Source organism: Flavobacterium antarcticum DSM 19726 (genome assembly GCF_000419685.1).
GTDB classification, from domain to species: domain Bacteria; phylum Bacteroidota; class Bacteroidia; order Flavobacteriales; family Flavobacteriaceae; genus Flavobacterium; species Flavobacterium antarcticum.
This window is the reverse complement of record NZ_ATTM01000005.1, coordinates 199,993-222,153: the sequence shown is the minus strand read 5'-3', so window position 1 is coordinate 222,153 and position 22,161 is coordinate 199,993. Positions and strand designations below refer to the sequence as shown.

The 22,161-nt window shown below is 36.5% G+C and carries 17 protein-coding genes and 1 pseudogene; 4 read left to right on the top strand and 14 right to left on the bottom strand.

All coding sequences use genetic code 11. The features are described from left to right. The first annotated feature begins 67 nt into the window (after positions 1-67). A complete protein-coding gene (gene rny / locus YWA_RS0110350) occupies positions 68-1,633 on the top strand; it encodes a ribonuclease Y (RefSeq protein WP_022828441.1) in 1,566 nt (521 codons plus the stop codon). A gap of 264 nt (positions 1,634-1,897) precedes the next feature. Further along, positions 1,898-2,029 carry a hypothetical protein gene (locus tag YWA_RS15855; protein ID WP_262493618.1) on the top strand — a complete coding sequence of 44 codons (132 nt, stop codon included), beginning with the start codon at positions 1,898-1,900 and terminating at the stop codon, positions 2,027-2,029. Between the two features lie 896 nt (positions 2,030-2,925). Here YWA_RS15855 and YWA_RS0110335 read toward each other — a convergent pair. The 4 genes from YWA_RS0110335 to YWA_RS0110320 all read right to left on the bottom strand — a co-directional run bounded on the left by YWA_RS0110335 (position 2,926) and on the right by YWA_RS0110320 (position 9,344). Continuing rightward, positions 2,926-5,301 (bottom strand): GumC family protein, encoded by a 2,376-nt coding sequence (locus YWA_RS0110335; RefSeq protein ID WP_022828440.1) that lies wholly within the window; start codon positions 5,299-5,301, stop codon positions 2,926-2,928. Positions 5,302-5,304: 3 nt separating this feature from the next. Continuing rightward, positions 5,305-6,090 carry a polysaccharide biosynthesis/export family protein gene (locus tag YWA_RS0110330; protein WP_022828439.1) on the bottom strand — a complete coding sequence of 262 codons (786 nt, stop codon included), beginning with the start codon at positions 6,088-6,090 and terminating at the stop codon, positions 5,305-5,307. 52 nt (positions 6,091-6,142) lie between these two features. Then, positions 6,143-8,113 carry a polysaccharide biosynthesis protein gene (locus tag YWA_RS0110325; protein ID WP_245557712.1) on the bottom strand — a complete coding sequence of 657 codons (1,971 nt, stop codon included), beginning with the start codon at positions 8,111-8,113 and terminating at the stop codon, positions 6,143-6,145. 94 nt (positions 8,114-8,207) lie between these two features. Continuing rightward, positions 8,208-9,344 (bottom strand): DegT/DnrJ/EryC1/StrS family aminotransferase, encoded by a 1,137-nt coding sequence (locus YWA_RS0110320; protein ID WP_022828437.1) that lies wholly within the window; start codon positions 9,342-9,344, stop codon positions 8,208-8,210. A gap of 1,911 nt (positions 9,345-11,255) precedes the next feature. On the opposite strand from YWA_RS0110320, the gene YWA_RS0110300 reads away from it, so the two are divergent. Beyond that, positions 11,256-11,558 (top strand): hypothetical protein, encoded by a 303-nt coding sequence (locus YWA_RS0110300; protein WP_157505330.1) that lies wholly within the window; start codon positions 11,256-11,258, stop codon positions 11,556-11,558. A 527-nt stretch (positions 11,559-12,085) separates the two neighbouring features. Further along, positions 12,086-12,358 carry a hypothetical protein gene (locus YWA_RS0110290; protein ID WP_022828431.1) on the top strand — a complete coding sequence of 91 codons (273 nt, stop codon included), beginning with the start codon at positions 12,086-12,088 and terminating at the stop codon, positions 12,356-12,358. 203 nt (positions 12,359-12,561) lie between these two features. Here YWA_RS0110290 and YWA_RS15545 read toward each other — a convergent pair. From YWA_RS15545 to YWA_RS0110240, 10 genes and pseudogenes are all read right to left on the bottom strand, one after another. Next, a pseudogene (locus YWA_RS15545) lies at positions 12,562-13,167 on the bottom strand (sugar transferase). Positions 13,168-13,224: 57 nt separating this feature from the next. Beyond that, the gene (locus YWA_RS0110280) at positions 13,225-13,659 is read right to left on the bottom strand and encodes a dTDP-4-dehydrorhamnose 3,5-epimerase family protein (protein ID WP_022828430.1); all 435 of its coding nucleotides are present in this window, start codon (positions 13,657-13,659) and stop codon (positions 13,225-13,227) included. A gap of 5 nt (positions 13,660-13,664) precedes the next feature. Continuing rightward, complete coding sequence (locus YWA_RS0110275; protein WP_022828429.1) at positions 13,665-14,627, bottom strand: MraY family glycosyltransferase; 963 nt, start codon at positions 14,625-14,627, stop codon at positions 13,665-13,667. A 348-nt stretch (positions 14,628-14,975) separates the two neighbouring features. Next, positions 14,976-16,007, bottom strand: a complete 1,032-nt coding sequence (locus tag YWA_RS0110270) for a glycosyltransferase family protein (protein WP_026718737.1) — start codon at positions 16,005-16,007, stop codon at positions 14,976-14,978. Beyond that, on the bottom strand, positions 16,004-17,137 hold the full coding sequence (locus YWA_RS0110265) for an NAD-dependent epimerase/dehydratase family protein (protein ID WP_026718736.1): 1,134 nt from the start codon (positions 17,135-17,137) through the stop codon (positions 16,004-16,006). The genes YWA_RS0110270 and YWA_RS0110265 overlap by 4 nt, the downstream gene beginning before the upstream one ends. Positions 17,138-17,139: 2 nt before the next feature. Next, positions 17,140-17,733 (bottom strand): LbetaH domain-containing protein, encoded by a 594-nt coding sequence (locus YWA_RS0110260; RefSeq protein ID WP_022828426.1) that lies wholly within the window; start codon positions 17,731-17,733, stop codon positions 17,140-17,142. A 23-nt stretch (positions 17,734-17,756) separates the two neighbouring features. Further along, positions 17,757-18,851: a glycosyltransferase family 4 protein gene (locus tag YWA_RS0110255; RefSeq protein ID WP_022828425.1), complete on the bottom strand. Its 1,095-nt coding sequence runs from the start codon at positions 18,849-18,851 to the stop codon at positions 17,757-17,759. Beyond that, the gene (locus YWA_RS0110250) at positions 18,848-19,936 is read right to left on the bottom strand and encodes a glycosyltransferase family 4 protein (protein WP_022828424.1); all 1,089 of its coding nucleotides are present in this window, start codon (positions 19,934-19,936) and stop codon (positions 18,848-18,850) included. The genes YWA_RS0110255 and YWA_RS0110250 overlap by 4 nt, the downstream gene beginning before the upstream one ends. After that, positions 19,914-20,441 carry an acyltransferase gene (locus YWA_RS0110245; RefSeq protein ID WP_022828423.1) on the bottom strand — a complete coding sequence of 176 codons (528 nt, stop codon included), beginning with the start codon at positions 20,439-20,441 and terminating at the stop codon, positions 19,914-19,916. The genes YWA_RS0110250 and YWA_RS0110245 overlap by 23 nt, the downstream gene beginning before the upstream one ends. A 421-nt stretch (positions 20,442-20,862) precedes the next feature. Beyond that, a complete protein-coding gene (locus YWA_RS0110240; protein WP_084683054.1) occupies positions 20,863-22,143 on the bottom strand; it encodes an O-antigen ligase family protein in 1,281 nt (426 codons plus the stop codon). Positions 22,144-22,161: the final 18 nt, after the last annotated feature.

The following is a 22,161-nucleotide window of genomic DNA, read 5'->3' as shown; positions in this document are numbered from 1 at the left end:
ACTTGTCCTTTCGAGTTTATACATTTCCCTAATGTAGGCTTTTTTTATATACAAACAAAAACAGCAAATGGAATCAATAGTAATTATAATTTTAGCAGCAATCATAGGAGCTGCCGTAGGTTTTGCAATCGCAAAGAAGTTGGAAAAAAGCAGTTCTTCGAGCTTGATTAAAAATGCAAAACTACAATCTTCTTCTATTATAAAAGAAGCCAATTTAGAAGCAGAGAACATCAAGAAAGATAAGATTCTTCAAGCCAAAGAGAAGTTTATTGAAATGAAATCGGAACACGAACAAGTTATTTTGGGTCGTGACAAGAAAGTAGCGGAAGTAGAAAAAAGAATCCGCGATAAAGAATCACAAGTTTCAGGAGAATTAACTCGAGCGAAGAAATCGGGTGATGAATTTGAAGCCAAAACGAAAGAATACGAAAGTAAGATTGAAGTCTTAGACCGCAAACAGCAGGAAGTAGAACGCATGCACAAAAGCCAATTGGAGCAATTGGAAGTGATTTCAGGTCTTTCGGCAGAAGATGCTAAAAACCAATTGATCGATGGTTTAAAAGCGGAAGCTAAAAGTAGCGCGATGTCTTATCTACAAGACACCATGGAGGAAGCAAAATTGACGGCTCAACAAGAAGCTAAAAAGATTATTATCAATACGATTCAACGTGTTGGAACCGAAGAAGCAGTGGAGAATTGTGTTTCTGTTTTCAATATTGAAAGTGACGATGTGAAAGGTCGCATTATCGGTCGTGAAGGTCGGAATATTCGTGCCATTGAAGCGGCAACAGGTGTTGAAATCATTGTGGACGATACGCCAGAGGCGATTATCCTTTCTTGTTTTGACCCCGTTCGTAGAGAGATCGCTCGTTTGGCCTTGCATAAATTAGTAACCGACGGAAGAATTCACCCAGCGCGAATTGAAGAAGTGGTTGAGAAAACAAGGAAACAAATTGACGACGAGATCATCGAAGTTGGTAAACGTACCGTAATCGATTTAGGAATTCACGGATTGCATCCGGAGTTGATTAAAGTAGTGGGTCGAATGAAATACCGTTCTTCTTACGGACAGAATTTGTTGCAACACTCGAGAGAAGTTTCGAAACTTTGTGGCATCATGGCGGCAGAATTAGGCTTGAACGTCAAGTTAGCTAAAAGAGCTGGATTACTTCACGATATTGGAAAAGTGCCTGATACTGAAAGTGATTTGCCTCACGCATTATTGGGAATGCAATGGGCGGAGAAATACGGTGAGAAAGAAGAGGTTTGCAACGCAATTGGAGCCCACCACGACGAGATTGAAATGAAAACATTGTTAGCACCAATCGTACAAGTTTGTGATGCTATTTCTGGCGCACGTCCTGGAGCAAGACGCCAAGTATTGGATTCTTATATTCAACGTTTAAAAGATTTAGAAGAAATTGCTTTTGGATTCCACGGTGTGAAAAATGCGTACGCTATTCAAGCGGGTCGTGAGCTTCGTGTGATTGTAGAAAGTGAAAAAGTAAGCGACGACAACGCAGCTTCTTTATCGTTTGATATTTCACAGAAAATACAAACGGAAATGACTTATCCTGGTCAAGTGAAGGTTACGGTTATTCGGGAGACCAGAGCGGTGAATATTGCGAAGTAGAAAAGTTGTAGGTTGTAGGTTGTAGGTTGTAGGTTGTAGGTTGAAAACTTACTGGAATAGATAAAAATTGTAGAGGACTTGTTGATATTTTTCAACAGGTCCTTTTTTTTTTGTGGCTGATTTGAGGATTGAGAGATTGAGAGATAGAAGGATAGAAAGATTGAAAGATGGAAGGATTGGAGCATTGGAAGACGGAGGAAGTTCTCAGTTGACAGTTGACAATTGACAGTTTTGAGCAACTTTATGAGAATAGATTTATGAATTATGAGTTGTAGCAATATAGAGCAACGTGATTCAGATATGGAAGATGGAAGATGGAAGATGGAAGAAGGAAGAAGGAAGATGGAAGATGGAAGATGGAAGATGGAAGATGGAAGATGGAAGATGGAAGATTGAAAGATTGAAAGATTGAAAGATTGAAGGATTGAAGGATTGAAGGATAGAAGGATTGAAGGATTGAAGATAAAAGGATTGTGTTTCATACCGTTTTAATGTGGAAATGCAGTTGTCTTTTTAAAAGTTTAACCGCAAGTGTCGTTAAGAGTTGGATGATTGGAGATACTGAAACGAGTTCAGTATGACAAAGTTCTGAAAGGTGGATTTAGAATGCATTATAGCGACGCTACTGCGCTTTTTTGGAAAAAAATATACTTTTGTTTTGTCATTATGAATTTATTTCAGGGTCTAGCCTCAGCTCTATCTAACTAAGTCAAATCATTTGATGAAACGAGTCCAGTATGACAAAGTGCTGAATTGTGGATTTAGAATGCATTATAGGGACGCTATTGCTCTTTTTTGTAAAGAAATATACTTTTGTTTTGTCATAATGAATTTATTTTAGGGTCTAGTCTCAGGTTTATCTAACTAATTCAAATCATTTGATGAAACGAGTTCAGTATGACAAAGTTCTGAATTGTGGATTTAGAATACATTATAGCGTCGCTACTATTTTTTTTGTACAGAAATATACATTTATTTTGTCATCCTGAATTTATTTCAGGGTCCAGTCTCAGCTCCATCAAACTAATTCAAATCATTTGACACTTATCAGGAATTCAATTCTGGCTTTTATTGAAAAAAATGTTCTGATGCAGCGATTGCTTCGCCAGTTCGCTGAAAAGCACGTATCCTCTTTCCTCGAGATGAAAAAATGGTGGATTGTGAGTGCTGATTTTTGAGTAAGTGTCGAGCTGATTTATAATAGAAATAGAAATCATTCCTAGTGCCTCGGGACGATCGCGCATGAATCGTGGAATCGCACGAAAGCAAAAAAGAAGCCCGAAGGCTTCTTTTTATTTAAATTTGAATAGTGTTTTGTACCAAGGTTCTTTGACCTCTTCCACACCGTAGCCGTAGCCGTAACCGTACCCATAGCCGTACCCATAGCCTTTGGTGGTATCGGTATCGTTCAGTAAGATGGACATGTTCGGCAATTTCTTTTCTCTGTATAGGGTTTCAGGAATTTTCAGCATTCGTTTGTCGAGGTAGTTTGCACGGACTACATAAATAAATGCATCCGCATACTTCGCGATCAGTAACGTATCGGTCACTAGACTGACTGGTGCGGTATCGACGATGATGTAATCGTATTCTTTCTTGAGGATCGCAAACATGCTTTCCACTTTTGTACTCATCAACAGCTCTGCTGGATTAGGCGGAATCACACCCGCTGACATCACATCAAAATGTTCGTATCCTTCTTGTCTGAATATGAAACTATGCAAATCGGCGTTTTTAGTAGAGAGGTAATTGGTTACTCCAATGTTGGGCAAGTCCATGTACTCGTCTAGTTTTGGGTTCCGAATGTCCATTCCGATTAACAGTACTTTTTTACCCGACAGGGCAAATGTACCTGCTAAGTTTACCGACACGAATGTCTTTCCTTCTTTTGGGAACGTGGACGTCATGAAGATGGTTTTAGCCACGCCATCTGGTACCTGGTTGAGGATGAAATCCATATTGGTACGAATGATCCGCATCGCTTCTGCTGAACTCGAACGACTGCTCGCGCTGATGAGCTCGTTGTGTGTTTCTGATTTCGGCACATCACCAATAAACGGTACGGGTATTTTCCCTTCAATGTCTGCCCGCGATTTGATTTTGGTATCTAATAAATCGTAAATGTAAATGATCGCAAAAGGAAGCAATAGTCCCAACAATAGTGCTGCTAAGAAAATAATGTTCTTCTTAGGCGCCACGGGAATTGGATTGGCATACGCCGTATCAATCGTCTTAGAATTGGGTGCTGTGACGTTTAATGCAATGGCATTTTCTTCTCTTTTTTGCAAAAGGTATAAATACAATGCTTCTTTGACCGTTTGTTTTCTCCCAATTACTCGTGCTTCGCGTTCTTGGGTTGGAATTTCGCTGATCTTGCCTCCCAATACGTTACCTTGTCTTTTTAAGTCGCGTTCGTTGATTACCAACGCGCTTTGCAAGTTCTTCAAACTTTGCTTGATGCTTTGTCTCAAGCCGGTCAATTGCTGTTCCAGGTTCTGTACAGCAGGGTTGGCAGGCGTTGCGTCCGTTAGTAAGCGTTTTTTATTCAACACCATTAAGTTGTACTGTTGGATCAAGCCGCTTGTATTTCCTTCGTCCGGCACTAAATTGGTAGGGATTACATCTTCATTAGTGGCTCTGTTCAGCATTTGCATGACGTCGTCTACAATTGCTTTCTTGGTTTGGATCTTTAAGTATTCCTTTTGGTAATCCGTTGCTGTAGTTAAGAATGCTTGTGCTTCGGAGACAATATCGGTTACTCTATTTTCTTTTTTGAAGGACTCAATTGCTCCTTCGACTGTGTCTAACTCGGTTGTGATCGCTGCCAGTCGCTTGTTGATGAAAAGATCGGTACTGCGTGCTACTTCATTTTTATCGTTGATGGCGTCTTGGTTGTAATTGGTGATCAAACGGTTGATGAAATCCTCTCCCAATTCTTTTACCGGATCCACCATGGATAGCGTCAACACACTTGATGTTTTGTTGATCGCATCCACTTTCAATTTCGCAAGGTACTTGTTGGTTACCCGTTCCAATTTAGACAACTGAACCGTCACCGTAGCTTTACGTTCTGCCTTTCCTTCAGTTTCATTTTTAATCACGACCATTTTGGCGAAAACCATTGGTATTGTGGCACCAAATTTATAGGTTCCTTTTGTGGCTCCTTCTGCATTTTCGATCGTAAAATCGTTCGTTCCGTTGCTTTTTATGACAAAGGTGGTGTCTTTTTGATAGAAGTCTTTGTCCACTTCAAAGAACTGTACTTTGTACGGACTTGATGTGTATAATTCAGAGGTTTTTACACGGCCGTCTGAGAAATAGGAGATGTTTAGATTTAAGTCTTTTACGGTTTTCTGCACTAGCGTACGCGACTTCAGTACTTCCAGCTCATTGTCTACGTTGCTTTTGACACCCGTTAAAGCGGCTAAGTCGCCAAAACTCCCTAATTCCGATCCAATACCCCCTTTTTTATCGTCTTTGATTAAGACTGTCGCAGCAATATTGTATTCAGGTGTAGCGTAGCGCAAATATAAAAATGCTCCCATCACAAAAACAAGTGCACTCAACACAAACCACTTCCAGTGCACTAAGTAGCGTTCCAGTTGTTGTTTTAAATTAAAATCGTTGTCGTCTTCTTGCTCGGTGGAGTTGAAATTTTGTTGTTGCATGTTTTATCGAATTAAAAGCGCTACTATGGTTATTAACAAGGACACGGACGTCAAAATTACACTGATGTTGGCTCCTACCACCGAACTGTTCATTTTTGTTTTGTTGGGTTCTACATAGACTAAGTCGTTTTGTTGCAAGTAGTAGAACGGCGAATTAATGAAATCTGCCTTTGTTAAGTCTACGAAATTGTAGGATTTTTTGCCACCTATTTCGCGAATGATCAAGATGTTGTCGCGTTTTCCATAGATGGTCAAATCTCCTGCCATGCCTAACGCTTCGGGTAAAGTAATGCGTTCGGTCGTTGTACTGAAGGTTCCGGGTCGTGTTACCTCTCCTTGTACCGTTACTTTGTAATTTAAAATCCGCAATGTAACCGCTGGGTTATTTACATACTGTTGGATTTTGCTTTTCAACAGTTCAACCGCAGCGCTTCGTTCCATCCCTCCCAATTTAATGGTACCCAACACAGGGAACTCAATATTTCCTTTATTGTCAATTAAGTAGGATTGGTACCGCAATTGCGTTCCTGCCAAATCTGGACGTCCTAGGGTATTAGACCCATCGGCAATCACACCATACGATGCGAGGTTAAAGTCCTTTACGGCTTCTGGATTTTGTGCAGAAACAATGATCATCAATAAATCATCGTGTTTCAGTATGGGGTTGTAGGTGAGCGCATCTTGTTGCACTGCTTCTGCAATGCCTTGGTAGTATTGTAATTTTTCGCGTGAGGCACACGAGCCCAACACGACTACTAGTGCAACAGCAGCCATTAATTTCTTAATCATAGTTCTTTTTTAAAAAAGGCAAAGTTACAATTTATCAGCAATCGTGCAACTTTTATTTATCGAGCAGTACGAAGTCGGAGTTCATGCTGATGAATTCCGGCACTATTGCTTTCATTTTAAGTACAATTTCATTTGTGGTGTACTGATTGGCTTCTGTAATCAGCTCGTCCACGGCATGGTTTAGCGCTTCAAAATCTTCCATTTCTTCTTGGGCGATCATGATCTTTTCGTGGTAGGTTGGCAATGTTTTTGCGGCATCGTTCAACAATTCCTCGTACAGTTTTTCGCCTGGACGCAGGCCTACTATTTTAATTTTAATTTCAACTTCTGGGGTGTAACCTGCTAGTCGAATCATTTTGTGCGCTAAGTCGATGATCCGCACGGGTTTGCCCATGTCGAAAATGTATACTTCTCCCCCATTTCCCATGGCACCAGCTTCTAAGACCAATTGGCATGCCTCTGGAATCGTCATGAAATACCGAATGATGTCGGGATGCGTAATGGTTATTGGGCCTCCTTTTGCAATTTGCTCGGTAAAAAGCGGCACTACGGAACCGTTTGAGCCCAGTACGTTTCCAAATCGGGTGGTAATGAACTTTGTTTTCTCGCACCCTTCTTTTGACAACCGTTGTTTATGGTGCAGGCCTTGTACGTATTTTTCAGCAATCCGTTTGCTCGCTCCCATTACGTTGCTTGGGTTTACGGCTTTATCGGTCGACACCATCACAAAGGATTCGCAGTGGTATTTGCAGGCTAAATCGGCTATTATTTTTGTGCCCATCACGTTGACAAAAATGGCTTGTGCGGGGTTGCGTTCCATTAACGGAACGTGTTTGTAGGCCGCTGCATGAAACACGACTGCGGGACGGTATTTTTCAAATACGTGGCGCATGGCTTCTTGCTTTCTCACGTCTGAAATGAGGGGTAGTACCTTTACGGATGACTTCATTTGTCCTATTTCTAGCGACAAATTGTGCAAGGGTGTTTCGGCTTGGTCGACCATTAAAATCATCTTTGGATTGAAGGCGATGATTTGGCGTACAATTTCACTTCCGATCGAACCGGCAGCGCCTGTAACTAGTACCACTTTGTCTTGTAGTTGGCTTGATATGGCATGGTTGTCCAATACAATTGGCTTGCGCTCTAATAAATCTTGTATTTGGAAGGTTTTGATTTTTTTAGCGATGCCTTTTTGGTCTTCCCAGTCGGAAATTAAGGGCACGGTATATACTTTGTAGTTGAATTCCAGGCATTCGTCTACAATGGTTAGTTTTTCTTCTTTGGTCAGCGTTTTGTCGGCGATTACCAGTACTTCTGCGTCGATGGATCGCATGAGTACGGGTACGCGTTTGCGCAGGCTGATGATGGGTAAGTTTAAGATTCGTTTTGCGGTGTTTTGCTTGTGTTTGTCTACAAACCCCACTACTTTGAATCGCTTTGGGCGTTCTGCGATTAAGGCATTGGCTACTGCAAGTGCGTTTTCGTCGGAACCGTAAATTAGGGCCCGCATTAACTCGTCTTTATTGCTTTCGGAGAGGTAGCGTTCGAAGGTTTGTTTTACGACAATTCGGTAGGCAAACAAGGTGACAAATGAAATTACAAAATTGATGATCAGCGCCACGTTCATGAAAATCTTCTCACCTTTTACTAGTACTACGGTATAGTTGATGATAATGAGCACCACTAAGGTGGAAAAGGTGGCGAAGCCCAATTTAATGGCGTCGATGTACGAGGAATGTCGGATGATTCCGGAGTACGTTCTGAACAACCAGAAGAAAAAGATGTTGACTAGAAAGTAGGTCGGTATAATGTAGTACACTGCATACCATTCAAAGGCTTGCAGTCCCATACTGTGTACCATTACGTACATAAAAATGGCACTTACTGCCACAATACCTGTATCTATGGATAAAATGATCCATCGGGGTAAATACCCTAAGTTTTTCAAATTACCGAATTGCCTCAAGCGTTGGCTCAGGATCTTTAAACGGTAATACAACTGGTCGGTCTCTTTGTTGGGCACAGATGAAATGGGTATTTTTAATTGCGCAAAATTAGGTTAAAAAGGTGTACGATGTACGCACGTGGCATTGAAACGGTTTATTTCTTTTTTGAAACTAGCTGAAAAATTGTTGAATCGCCTCTTTGATTCGGTTGCGGTCGTCTTGGTTCAGGTTGGAACCCGATGGCAGGCACAATCCGTTTTCAAAGAGTTTTTCTGCTGTGGTTCCGCCGTAATACGGGAAGGATGCAAAGACGGGTTGCAGGTGCATTGGTTTCCATAAGGGACGGCTTTCGATGTTGGTTTTCTCTAAGTGCAGTCTTAGTTGCTCGGCTGTTTTGCCGTTGGCTTTTTCGGGATCGATGGTAATGGCAGACAACCAATGATTGGAGTGGTAGTCGCCGTTGGGCTCTTCAAACAGCGTTACCGCTGGTATTGTTGCGAATAGTTGTTTGTAGAATGCATTCATGGCGCGTCGGTAGCCCACATGCTGGTCGAGTACTTCCATTTGTCCCCTTCCAATTCCGGCACAGATGTTACTCATGCGGTAGTTGTAGCCTATTTCTGAATGTTGGTAATGCGGTGCTGCGTCGCGTGCTTGTGTGGAGAGAAACACGGCTTTGTCTTTGCGTTCTTTTGAATGGGCTACCAGTGCACCACCTCCAGAAGTGGTGATGATTTTGTTGCCGTTGAACGACAGTACGCCAATTGCACCAAAGGTACCGCACTTATTTCCTTTGTATGCACTCCCTAAAGCATCTGCACTGTCTTCCAGTACTGGTATTTCGTATTGATCTGCTACTGCGTGGATTGAGCCCACTTGGTACGGCATTCCGTATAAGTGCACTGCGATGATGGCTTTTGGTTTGTTGCCTTTTGCGATTCGGTCTTTTATGGCTTCTTCAAGTGCGATTGGGCACAAGTTCCATGTTTCTTTTTCACTGTCGATAAAAACGGGTGTTGCTCCTAAGTACCGTATTGGATTTGCAGAAGCGGAGAACGTCATGCTTTGACAGATGACCTCATCCCCTGCTTTGACTCCCAGTAGGATTAATCCCAAATGAATTGCCGCTGTACCTGAATTCAATGCTCCAACGTATACGTCTTGTTGCAAGTAGGATTGGATGTCGCGTTCGAATCCTTCTACGTTCGGGCCTAAAGGGGCTATCCAGTTAGTATCAAAGGCTTCTTTTACAAATTTTTGCTCGTTACCGCCCATGTGTGGGGAGGACAACCAGATTTTATTTTGCATGGAGGTGGTGTTTTTTGCAAAGATATGGAAATGGATTGAAAGATTGAAAGATTGAAAGATTGGAAGATTGAAGATGGAGGAAGTTTACAGTTGACAGTTGTCGGTTTACAGTTTTGGATTGTTGTCTTCCGGAGGAGGTTTTGGATTGTTGTAGGTTTCAGGTTTGAGCAACGTGATGTGAAAGGTTTAAGGTTTAAGGTTTAAGGTTTTGAGCAATGTCTTCCGATGGTTGAGTAGGTTGGAGGAAGTTGTCAGTTGACAGTTTTCGATTTACAGTTTTGGATTGTTGTCTTCCGGAGGAGGTTTTGGATTGTTGCAGGTTGTAAGTTGTAGGTTGTAGGTTTGAGCAACATGATACGAAAGGTTTAAGGTTTTGAGCAACGAACCGAGTCACAACCCAACATTTGTCATCCCGAGGTACGAGGACCCGAGCCTTTAAGCGAACTGGCAAGGCAATCGCTGCGCGAGGACAAGGGTTTTGTATCAAAATAGAAGTTTTCGACAAGATGAGATACTAACGCAGGGATCCTTCCTTCGTCAGGATGACAAATAGCAAGAATGGTGGAGGATTGGTGGAAGTTGACAGTTGTCGGTTAACAGTTTTCAGTTTTGGATTGTTGTCTTCCGGATGAGGTTTGGGATTGTTGAAGGATGGAGAAAGTTGTCAGTGGACAGTTCTCAGTTGACAGTTTTGGATTGTTGTCTTCCGTAGGAGATTTTGGATTATTGAAGGATGGAAGGATGGAAGGATTGAAAAATTGAAGGTTGTAGGTTGTAGGTTTGAGCAACGGACTGAGTCACAACTCAACAATTGTCATCCCGAGGTACGAGTACCAGAGCGTTTCAGCGAACTAGCGAAGCAATGGCTGCGTGAGGGTTGAGGAAGTTGTCAGTTGACAGTTAGCGGTTAGCAGTTTGAGCAACTTTGGTGAGCAACGTATTTTTTGTTCTATGTTTTTACAATTCTTTACACTGTAAAATATTCTTTTTATATAAATCTTTACTTTTTGTCTTGACACAAAAAGTAACAAAAAAGTCAAGCCAAAGAATATTCGTCGACCTGCGGACCTTCAAGACCTAAATCAAAAGAACTCCCTGCGGTCAAACAGCTTTTGATTCTTACGCCCTTTTCAGGGGGCAGGGACCCGACTGCCATAGTCTAAAGGCGAAGAAAAATCGTGTTCCAAAGAGCATCTCTTTTCTTTGTTAACGGTTGTCGGTTGTCGGTTTTGAGCAACTTTGGTGAGCAACGTATTTTTTGTTCTATGTTCTATGTTATATGTTTTTACAATTCTTTACACTGTAAAACCATCTTTTTATCGAAATCTTTACTTTATGTAGCTCACCTTAAAGTTATTGTCTTTTGTGTTCGCTGAATCTCATTCGTCGATTTCTTGACACAAAAAGTAAAGATCAGCAGAAGAAAAAAGTATAGCAGTGTAAAGCTTCAAACAATCTTTCAATCCATCGATCTTTCTATCTTAAGTCATAATTAATAAATCATTAAAAACCTACAACCTCTTCCATCTCCCATCTTCGATCATAATTCAGGATTCATAATTCAGGATTTTGCATGAGCTTAATTTCGGCGGGTTTTTCTAACCGAAACGGCAGTCGTTCTATATGGATTTGTCGTCATTGGATTTACTTTAAAAATTTCAGACACAATGAGGAAAACCGTAAAACACTTGTTTTTAACTGCTTTATTTTAGCCACTACATTTCATTCGCAACCGATTCTAATACAGGAACAGTTGGTGGATGACTGGGAAAACAAACTGAAATGAATCGTTTTAGAAAGACCTGTCGCCTGGCTTCCCTTGCTCTAATTGCATTAGGACTGAACTGCTGTAAAGAAGTGCGCCAAGCGCACCCCAATGAAGGTACCGGGATTCTAAAAGATGAAATACCGGTGGAATCAAGATCTTATACTTATTTTGACAGTATAGACCATCGAGAAGTAGTACGGACAAAAAGGGTTGACTTAGACCAAATGTTGGACGATTATGAGGTGTGTTTACACACGTACCTTTCCTGTCACAGAAAAGCGATGGCTGGCGATCAAGAGGCACTAACGCGTGATCAAGCTGTGATGGAACAAACGATGGTGTTGCAAAAAAAGATCTATAACGCAGCTGAAACCAACGAATTAAGTACTGCACAACGGGATCGAATGACTACTATTCAAAACAAGATGCTCCATGTGCTGCAGTAAAAGTATTTGATTTTTTTTCTCTTTTGAATTTGCTGTGGTACACTCCTCCTCTTCCAATTTAACTGGAACCGCTGCCTGAACTAAAACCTGCGTGTTTATCTGCAACTTTGTGTTTGCCAAGCATCTCTTGTTCCTTTGGGTATTTCAAAGATTCCAATCCATTCTCACGGATTCGCACTCTCCTGTAGCACTTTGAAAATTAAGCGCTGGCCGCTTAGGTCTTTTTTATTGCTGTTACGGGAAACCGTAAAATAGTTCGATTTATTGGAAGTAGTTTTGCGGTGCTAGTGCTATAAATTAGCTTTAAAAAAACCTTATGAACTTATGGCGCGTCGTCCAATACGTTGTTTTAAACTTAAAGTTTAATTCATCGTGGAATGAAGGAGATGCCCTATTTTAGTACCGGATTTCAGCGTCGCGTAGCGCCAACAAAGACCGCATGAAACTGCATTTTATGCACCAGCCTTTATAGCGGTATTGGACCAAAAACACAGTAAACAAACCATCTACTTTAAAATTATAAAAAAATGAAAACAAAAAAAGGAATTAGGCTTATAGAACGTTACTTGGAAGCGGGCGAAATCGAGAAAGTCAAGAAAGTATCTATTAAATTTAAGGAATCGAAATTTGCTGTATTCACCAGTTTGTTTAAAAACAATACCAAGCGTTACTTTTTGAAGGTGACGTTTACCGATAAATCCGAGCGCCTTATTCCCATTTCGGAATTGGAAAAAGAGACCGTGAAGCAGAGCGTTACTGCTTTTAACTTTGTGCTCCATACGGCTACTGTTTCTAAGTAATTTATAGACGAATGGATGGGCAGGTGTTGGAATCGGCATGATTCGTAAACAGTTGCACGTGATCTAGTTATTTTCTCGCAGTGGCGCGAAGACGCAAAGAGTTTTGGCAAGATTAGCAATGGATTTGGAGCATAAGCAATTCTTATATGCTATAAGAAAGAGATTTTAGTGCGTTTGCATGTTAACCGGACACATTCAAACTGTCAATGGCTAACTTCCTCCATCATAAACCGTTCCACATCAAGCCCAACTGGCACCACGGTATAAAACAAAATCTGAACGTCCATCCACCACGTTCGGTGCTGCACGTACCATTTGTTTATCCTGATTTTATCCGGCCAAATTACGCTGTCGTTGTATGCTAGTGGGTTGGATTGTTTCGCCAGTAGGTATTCCTCATTACGGTATTTAAGGGAGGCTAATCCCGTCAATCCAGGACGGACACTTAAAATGATGCGGTCCGCTCCCTTTAATTCATCCGCATAACCGGGAATGTCAGGCCGCGGACCTACAAACGTCATATCGCCTTTTATGATGTTGATCAGTTGAGGGAGTTCGTCAAGTTTGTATTTTCGGAGGAATTTACCGAACTAGGAAATTGAATTTATTTTTGGATGTAGGGTGCGGAATTTGAATAGGGTAAATGGAATTCCGTTTTTACCGATGCGGGATTGGTGGAAGATTCCAGAGAATCTTGTTGCATTACATGTTATAGAAATTAATATAACTAAAGGGATTAGTAAAATCAGCAATATAAAACAAGTTATAACCAAAAGTAAAATTTGTTTGAATAATAAATAATCTTTCATGATTTAATGAAAATTAATAAACTGGAACTAAACAACCTATAGGTATTTATTTGCAAATTATTCTGTATCTATTTTCCAGGTACTACAATCGTATCTAACATCATCTTCTTTATACAAATTCAGTGGCAGAGTGGAAAAGGACATTAGCTGAGATTCCTTCTCTAAAGCTTTGATCCCATTTGCATATCCACTAGGGATGTGGAGGATATTTGCTTGCGATGCTCTTAATATTACGCTCTCCACCTTTAAATCGTGAGAAGGATTTTCCCAATTGTCAATCTTAACATAATAAATCTCAAAAGATCCAGAAATACAATAGAAATTCTTACTGTCTAACTTATGACCTTGCCATGCCCTAACTGGGTTTTTCTCAGCATTTTTTATAATGTAAAATCGTTCTATATTTGCAAAGTTAAAATCGTTTACAAAAGAAACAGAGCCCCTATCATCCGTAAATACTGCGCCTTCAATTAAAAATGGCTTTGCGTTCATATTATTTAATTAATTTTTCTTACCGATAATTTTATAAAGTAAAATTTCAATAAATAAATTAGTAGTGCAGGAATAGCTAGCAACAAAATCAGTGCTAAATCATTTATTTTATGAAAAAGGCAAATTACCAATCCTGATACAATTATTTGAATACATCCGTAAACCCCTGAAACTACACGATGTTGTAATTTATATTCATTACTTAAAATTTGATAGAAATGAAGTCGATGGGCTTCAAAAATATTTTGCTTTAAATAAAGTCGATGTAGTATTGTACCTATAGTATCCACTCCATAAACTAGCAATAATAAAATCCAAACGAATGAATTTGTAACTAGCATTAGTTTTAGGATTAAAAATATTACCCAAAAAGCTATTGCAATGCTTCCAATATCTCCTGCAAAGCATTTCGCTCTCTTTCTAAAATTAAAAAAAAGAAAAACTATGCTAGCTAAAATAGGATAAATAATAAAGTCTTTATTTTCAAACGTGATTACATACTCATTAATATACAATAGAGAACTAAGTACAACTAAGGTATAGATCCCCGTTATACCATTAATTCCGTCCATAAAATTATATGCATTAATTATTCCAATAGAAATAATATAGGAAATTGCAATTAAAGCAATTGGTAAAACTTCAAAAATATCTAAATTATAAAAAATTAAAGTAATGGCTAAAAAATGAGCAATTATCCGAATCTTATTAGAAAGACTTCGTATATCATCCCAAAAACTAACTAAACTAACTATTGTTATTCCTATAAAAAACAGATAGCTCTCTTGTGGATTTTGCATGAAATAAAATAATGAAGCAAACCAAAATATAATCCCTCCTCCTCTTAACGTTACTTCAGAATGAGAGCTGCGTTCATTGGGATGATCAATAATGTTAAATTTATCAGCTACTCTGAAATAGATTAATTCAACAACAAACAAAACAATTGCAACAATTATGTAAATCATACTTTTTAAATATTTTAGTCTTTTTTAAAGCAAGTGTTGTATACCAATATAATAGTACAATAACACAACCAACATCAAATCTCGATCTTAAAATTATGTTTAACAAAAAGCATAAAATTATTGATAAATTTTTTAATCTAATTTAATAATGAAATTCCCCTTATTTCGCTAGAAACGGAGTCAAAATACAAAAAAATTGCATCAAAATAATAATTAATACTTCTAATTCAAAATTTAATATTTTTTTAATGAACATCTGTCATTGAAAAAATCGGAGTAAATTTTGCAGTAGTGTTTTCTAATAGCAAATTTTATTTTGTACATGATTATTATAGAAATAAATTAGAATTAATTTTTCCAAAAAGAAATTTCCTTTTCACCAAATATTTCTTTTAACCATCCACCAATGGACATACTATCGTAAATTTCCGAATCAATCTCTTCATAATCCGATGTAAAAAAAGATAACTCTAATTTAATATTATCTCTATCAATTACAAATATGTTTTTTGGGTTATAAAATGGATATTTTCTAATTTCCACATTTGTAGTTATCAACTTTTTACCTGCGCCAACAGATTCAAAAGTTCTCATTGTTAAACCGTTTTGATTAGGATGATTGATATCCAAAATCACTTTTGATTTCCGATACAACTGCAATATTTCATCAGTGCTTAAACTTTTAAAACTTAACTTAGAATAATCAAATTTCTGAAAGCTCTTATCAAACTGTTTTTTATAAAAATATACTAATTTCCCATGCATATAATAGTAGCAAAATGATCTAAGAGAACTTTCTCTTGCCCAATGCATAACTTTGCTACTTATTAAATATCGATCAGAATGCGCTGTTCCAATAAATAAAATATCGTAATTTATCGGAAGTTGTTTGGTCTTTTTAATTTTATTATATGCATCTAAAAAAAATAATGGTCTAAAAGTTAATTCATACTTTTTTGCATCCTCAGGATCGAACGAAAATTTTCTGTCAAAATAATTCAAAATAGATTTTGAATATTCATTATTACTAAATGAATCCCACGTAAAAAAGATAAATACACAAGCAGGGTGGTCAATTTTAAATTGCTTAAGAAAAAAAACAGGTATAACCTCGCCTTTATTAACAAACAAAAAGTCAAAATGCTTTCCCTTTGAAAGATTTAAAATATTTTTGTAATAAGAATCAATTTTATGCTGATAAAAACTTCTCTTCAAACGAATTATTCCCTTCGTAAAATTGTTATTTGAAGGTCTTTCATCATAATACTCAACTAAAGCTCCAAATTCGGTTAGTTTTTTAATAATTTCTTTTTCTAGGTTAAAAGTTTGTACAGAAAAAAAAATAATGTTTTTTTTGAAAAATGTTTCTATATTTCTCATTTTAATAATCCTTTTTTCTTCATATCATCTAATGATTGACTCAAATTATCTTCTTGAATTTCTTGACTAAGCACCCATTTAGAGAATTTACTAATTCCTTCTGTAAAACTAACTTTTGGGTTGAAGCCCAAAATATTCTTTATTTTTGTCAAATCAGCAAAATTATGTCTAATGTCCCCCAATCTAAACTTTCCAGTTATAGTTACGGGAACTTCAATATTGTAAGCATCAATTAAAGAATTCGCAACTGTCAAAACATCTATTGGCACCCCACTTCCTACATTAAAAACTTGTCCGTTTGCATCTTCAAGTTCAATTCCTAAAATTGTTGCATCAACTACATCATCAATGAAAACAAAATCTCTAGATTCTTTCCCATCTTCAAATATTTGAATGCCATTATTATTTCTAATTTGTGTAGAAAAAATTGAAAGAATTCCTGTATATGGATTTGACAACGATTGTCCAGGGCCATAAACATTTTGATATCTAAAACCCACTGGATCGATACCTAAAGTAGGGCAAACAGTCATAATCATCTGTTCTTGATTTTGCTTTGTAATTCCATAAACGGATGAAGGATGAATTTTCGAATTTTCATCTGTAGCCAATAGCTCTAATTCAGAATCGTCAATAAATTTCACATCAAAATTACCATCTAGCATTTCTTTTTCATTTCTGTGTGATGGATAAACGATTCCAAATTCTGGATGCTTGTACTTTCCTTCACCATAAATCGAACGAGATGAGGCTATTATGATTTTTTGAATTGTATGTTTGCTGTTAGCCAATATATCTAACAAAATCGCGGTACCTTTAATATTAACTTCAGTATATTTTTCTATACAATACATTGACTGACCTGTTCCTGTTTCTGCTGCATAATGCACAACAACATGTTGATTTTTTAAAGCTTTTTCCCAATCTCCTCTTGACGTTACTGTACCATTAATAAACGTAACTTCATCTTTAATACTTTGGTATAATGGCGAAGTTGTTTCTGGATTTTTGCCGTGAATTTGTGTTGACAAATTATCAAGGACGGTAATTTTATGTCCTTTTTTCATTAATTTAAGTGCAAGATTACTCCCAATGAATCCAGCACCTCCTGTAATTAGTATGTTTTTCATAATTATATTTTTTCCCATTTACTTATTTCGAAATTAAACTTTTTTATTGGCTTCGCAGGAGAACCTACAGCAATCACGTAAGGTGGCAAACTTTTTGAAACTACTGAGTTAGCGCCAACTATAGTACCCATTCCAATAGTTACTCCAGAAAGAACCGATACAAATTCACCGAGCCATACGTTATCTTCTATAGTTACTGGTCTTGATGACAGCGGCCTTTCTGCCGGTATTGTGTGTGGATTACTATCATTCATATCACCTCTATAACTTCCATGGGAAGAATCTGAAATGTAGATTTTACTAGCCATTAAAACATTATTCCCTATTTTTACACTTTCGACAGCGGTAATATGCACATAGTCATTTAATTGAACATTTTTACCGAAAATCAAATTAATTTGATTATGTAGTGGATATGCTTCCACTCTACACCCAACTCCTGTTGTAAAATTTTCTCCGATTTCTATATATTTTGAATTTCTTATATCAAAGGGCAATCTAATTAATTTCGCTTTTTTAAAAAAAATCTTTGTATAAATTAGAGACCTTACTAATTTCAAAAAGCCAAGTATTCCATATCTGTTAATAATTTCCATAATAATGTGATTTTTTAAAAAAATTACTTTTGAATTATTTTACATATTTCTAAATATTTCTGAGCTTGCCCACGCGAGTCGTCAAAATTCTTTAACTGCACTTTGCCCTTTGCGACTACATCTTTATATAAATTTTTATCATGAAACAAATTTTTTATCTTTTGCGCGACATCTTCCGCTGACTGATTGTCAAAATATAATGCAGCCTCTCCACATACTGTGTGGGCAAAGGATAAATCTGAAGTCAAAATAGGCTTTTCCATTTTCATAGCTTCAGGGTATGAAGCTGAAAAACACTCCAAGTGAGAAGGTAAAAACATCGCATCCGTTTCATTGTAAAGCGTTGGACAGTCTTTAGCTTTCACATGCCCGTGATTGATCACACTATCTTCTAGGCCTTTGAAATATAGCTCATAATCTACTTCCTTTATCGTTATATGAAATTCATATTTAAATTTATCCCCTTTTAATAATCGCACAACTTCTCTTATAATTTCAAAATTTTTGCTTGGTCGAAATGTACTTATCATTAAAAGTTTTTTAACAGTACTTTCCGTTCGAGTCACTACTTGCACTTCTTTATATTGCTGCCCTATTCCGTTTGAAACTAAAAAAATTTTTTCTAAAGGCACATTGATTTTTTTTGCCAATTTTTGTCGCACATCTTCGGTTTGTACTACCCAGTAATCTGCCTCATACTTTGTCCAGAACTTTTTATAAACCATCTCCATTTTTGTTTTTAAAGAGTAGTTTTTAACGTATTTGTAGTCGTTATAAACAATATGAGGAATACCAAAACCAACTAGATGCGGGCTTTTGGCTTTCCAATAACAAGGTCCAACGAATGAAAATACAGCAGTAGGCTCAATTTCCTTTTCCAATCGATTGAATTCTTTGACTATTCCCGCTCTATATTTTAGCGAAGCTGGACTTTGTTCAAAAAAATAAAATGTAAAATTTTGAGGAAAACTTTCTACATCTACTTGTTTTGCAATCTCTTCATTATAAAATACAAAGTATTTGTCTGTTCCGAATTCTTTTAACTCTTTTAAAAATGAGACGGAACGCTGAAAAGCACCACCTATTTTTAGATTTACCGTATTGATAATTAATTTCATCGTTCTAATATTGTATTTATGTACTCATTACAGATTTTTTCTGAAGATAATCTTTCTTTAATTTTACTTGCCTCTCCTCCTAAATCAATTCTTAAAGAATGATCATTAACTAACAATTGTAGTCGTTCTGTAAAAAAAGATTTATCATTTAGAGGCACTAAAAATCCATTTACTGCATCATCAATCATTTCTGCTGGACCTGTTGGACAATCGTATGCTACGCAAGGAAGTCCATTGGCCATAGCTTCGCTTAATGCGTTGGGAAAGCCTTCATAAAGAGATGGGAAAGCAAATATTGAGGCTTGCTGGAAATAGAAATCGATATCCGTTTGAAATTCCATTAAAACCACTCTATTTTCTAATCCTAGTTTATTCACTTTCGTTTGTAAAAAAGGTCTGAGCGAGCCATTGCCTAAAATATATAATTTCCAATCTACCGCATTTTTCAACTTAGAAAAAATATCTATTAACTCAAGCTGGTTTTTCTGTTTTTCATTTCTACCTACATTTAAAATAATTTTCTCTCTTGAAACGTTGAAATTAATAATATCTCGCAACGGATTCGGAATACAGCTGATATTAGTGTTTTTTGTTTTAGCTTCTAAAACAAGCTTACCTCGTTTTGTCTGCGCAATAATTCCAGTTGCACTTTTATATAAGATCTTCCTTAAAATCTCGTGCAAATTCCCGATATAATTACTGGGATTGTTTCGATCGGATACAAATACCTTAAACTGCAAACCTATTAAAGAAAAGAGCACTAAATTATTATATCGCTCACAAAAGGAAAGAATCACCGTGGGTCTTATTTCTTTAATGTGCTTGCGAATAAAGTTGATAGTCCAAATCGTATAGACAGATTTACTAATTGTATTATCGCTATATTGACGTTGAGGTTCAATTAAAATAACTCTACTATCTAACTGGTAATATTTTTCTTGCTTTACCAAAAGCAGAAGTGTGATTTCAGAATTTTCATCTTCAGCCCATTGATTTGCCAAAATACTGATAACCCTTTCCGCACCACCATGTCTCAACGAGGGGATTACAAGAACAATTTTTCTACTTAGTAATGAATTTTTCATCCGATAAGTTTAGTAAATAAATCTGCTTTTCAACAGCATTCATACTTTTACAATTTAAATTATATGCTTCTACCCTGCTAAAAAGCTCATTTACCTCTCCTACAATTTTGCCAGGATTTCCTGCAACAATAGCGTTATCAGGAATTGATTTTGTAATAATTGAACCGGCGCCTATTAGAACATTACTTCCTATAGTTATTCCGGGCATAATCATAGCACAGTTCCCAATGTATACGTTATTACCTATCGTAATTTTACCAAAATAATCAAATTCAGGATGCTTGTGCCTAAATATCCAGCTCCCTCCGTGATTAAAGAAACGCACATCATTGGTGATTTGAACTTTATCACCGATTTCAATTAAATAAGGTTCTGTACCAAAATAATTAATTGCTATACTACAATTATTTCCTACTTTAACGCCTAAACTTCTTGCGTAGTCAGATGGATTCATTGTTTTTATCTTGTAATATCGTCGCAAATATTTTAAAATTCTTGAAATCATAATAATTATATTTTGTTTTTTTTTTAATAAAAGTATTCTGTAATAAGATTATGGTCTATTTATTTTATTAATTAATATTACTAATAAAGTTAAATTCTATCATGTGTTAGTTTAATTAAATAATCTTTTATAAAAAAGATTATAATTTTCGCGAAGTTAAAGTAACAAATTCAATTTAGATTTTACTAATAAAAAAAACAACTTGTTAATATTTATCCGTACCAGATCGAAAACATGCATTAAAAGCCTTTGAACTTCATAGCTATATTTGCATTAGATAGGATAAATATATATTAAAACATAATTAAACCCTAAAATTTCCACAAATACACTTAAAATTTTATTAATTACAGAATTAAATTCTTAAAATGTTTACTTGCAAGACGTAAAAATATTCATTGACTATTCAATTAAAATACTTTCAAGGTAAATAGTTTGTTTTTCTTATTTCTTGTTTTTTGAAGTTTCGCAATTTAATTAATAAACCAAATAAAATTCCTAATAAAATCACATTCATTCGATCAATGAATAAATAATTTACGGAAAAACCATAAATAGCAAAAACTAAAAGCAGGACGCCTAATGTCTTTGCATAATCATTCTTGTCTTTTAAAGTTTTATTCACAGTATATAACAACAATAAAATATAATATAAAACAGAAACAACCCCAAAGGCAACTGCTGTTTCAAGGTATTCATTTTGTGAAGCAACTGGAAATACATTCGTTTTTAACATTTCCTCTCTGTAAACTGGACCTTTACCGACTAGCAAATTCTCTTCTACTTTATCAACATAAGCGTTAAAACTTCCAATTCGTGCATTCACACTACCGTCTTGCGATAAATTAGTATCCTCAAAATTCAAACGCTCAGTAAGATCCGGCAAACCAAGAGATACAGAAAAACTTGCGAACCAAATAAGCACTAAAATAAATAAGCCACCTAACGCAAAATATCTCGCTACTACAAATAATTTTAACTTTGAAGAAATCGTAAATAGTGGAATCAGTATTGCTAATTGTAAAAAAAATATTACCATGGAAGTCCGAGAACCGGTAAAATAAATACAAATTAACCCTACAACAATAAGCAAATATTTAAGAATCTGATTTTTATTCTTCAAACTAATCACATATAAGTAAAGAAAAGACAGCACGAAAGATTTTGCCGACAAATTTTGCTGTCCGTAAAAACCTAATGCTCTATCTATTGCAACTGAATAATCTTCAGCAAAAGTAGAATTTGCTGAAGAAGTTGAAAGTAAAAGCGCAATAAAACCAAAGTTAGTGTAACTTAATACAATTCCAACTGCTGACGAAATAAATATAAGTAAAAAAAAGATATCGAAATTTTTATCACGTTGATTTTTAAAAGCTACAATCGTAGCACACAAGAACATACTCCCAAAAAGTGATATAAAAGAAACCCAATACAGTAAATCCAGTTCATTAAGATTATCTAAATAGAGATGTAAGATAGTGAAAAGTACAGGAAAAAACCAAACCATCCATAACCAAAAGTTAAATACAGTTTTAAATTTTAGTATTTTTTTTATATTTTTTATATTGAAAGATATATAAAACAAACAAATTACCAGAGTTGCTGTAGAGAAACTGTTAGTTTGGAGGCCAAACGGCAGTAACAAGACCTTATACAAATCAGTTGCTTGCAAAAACAATATAATCAAAATCAATTTATCCATATTACATCTCTTATTTAA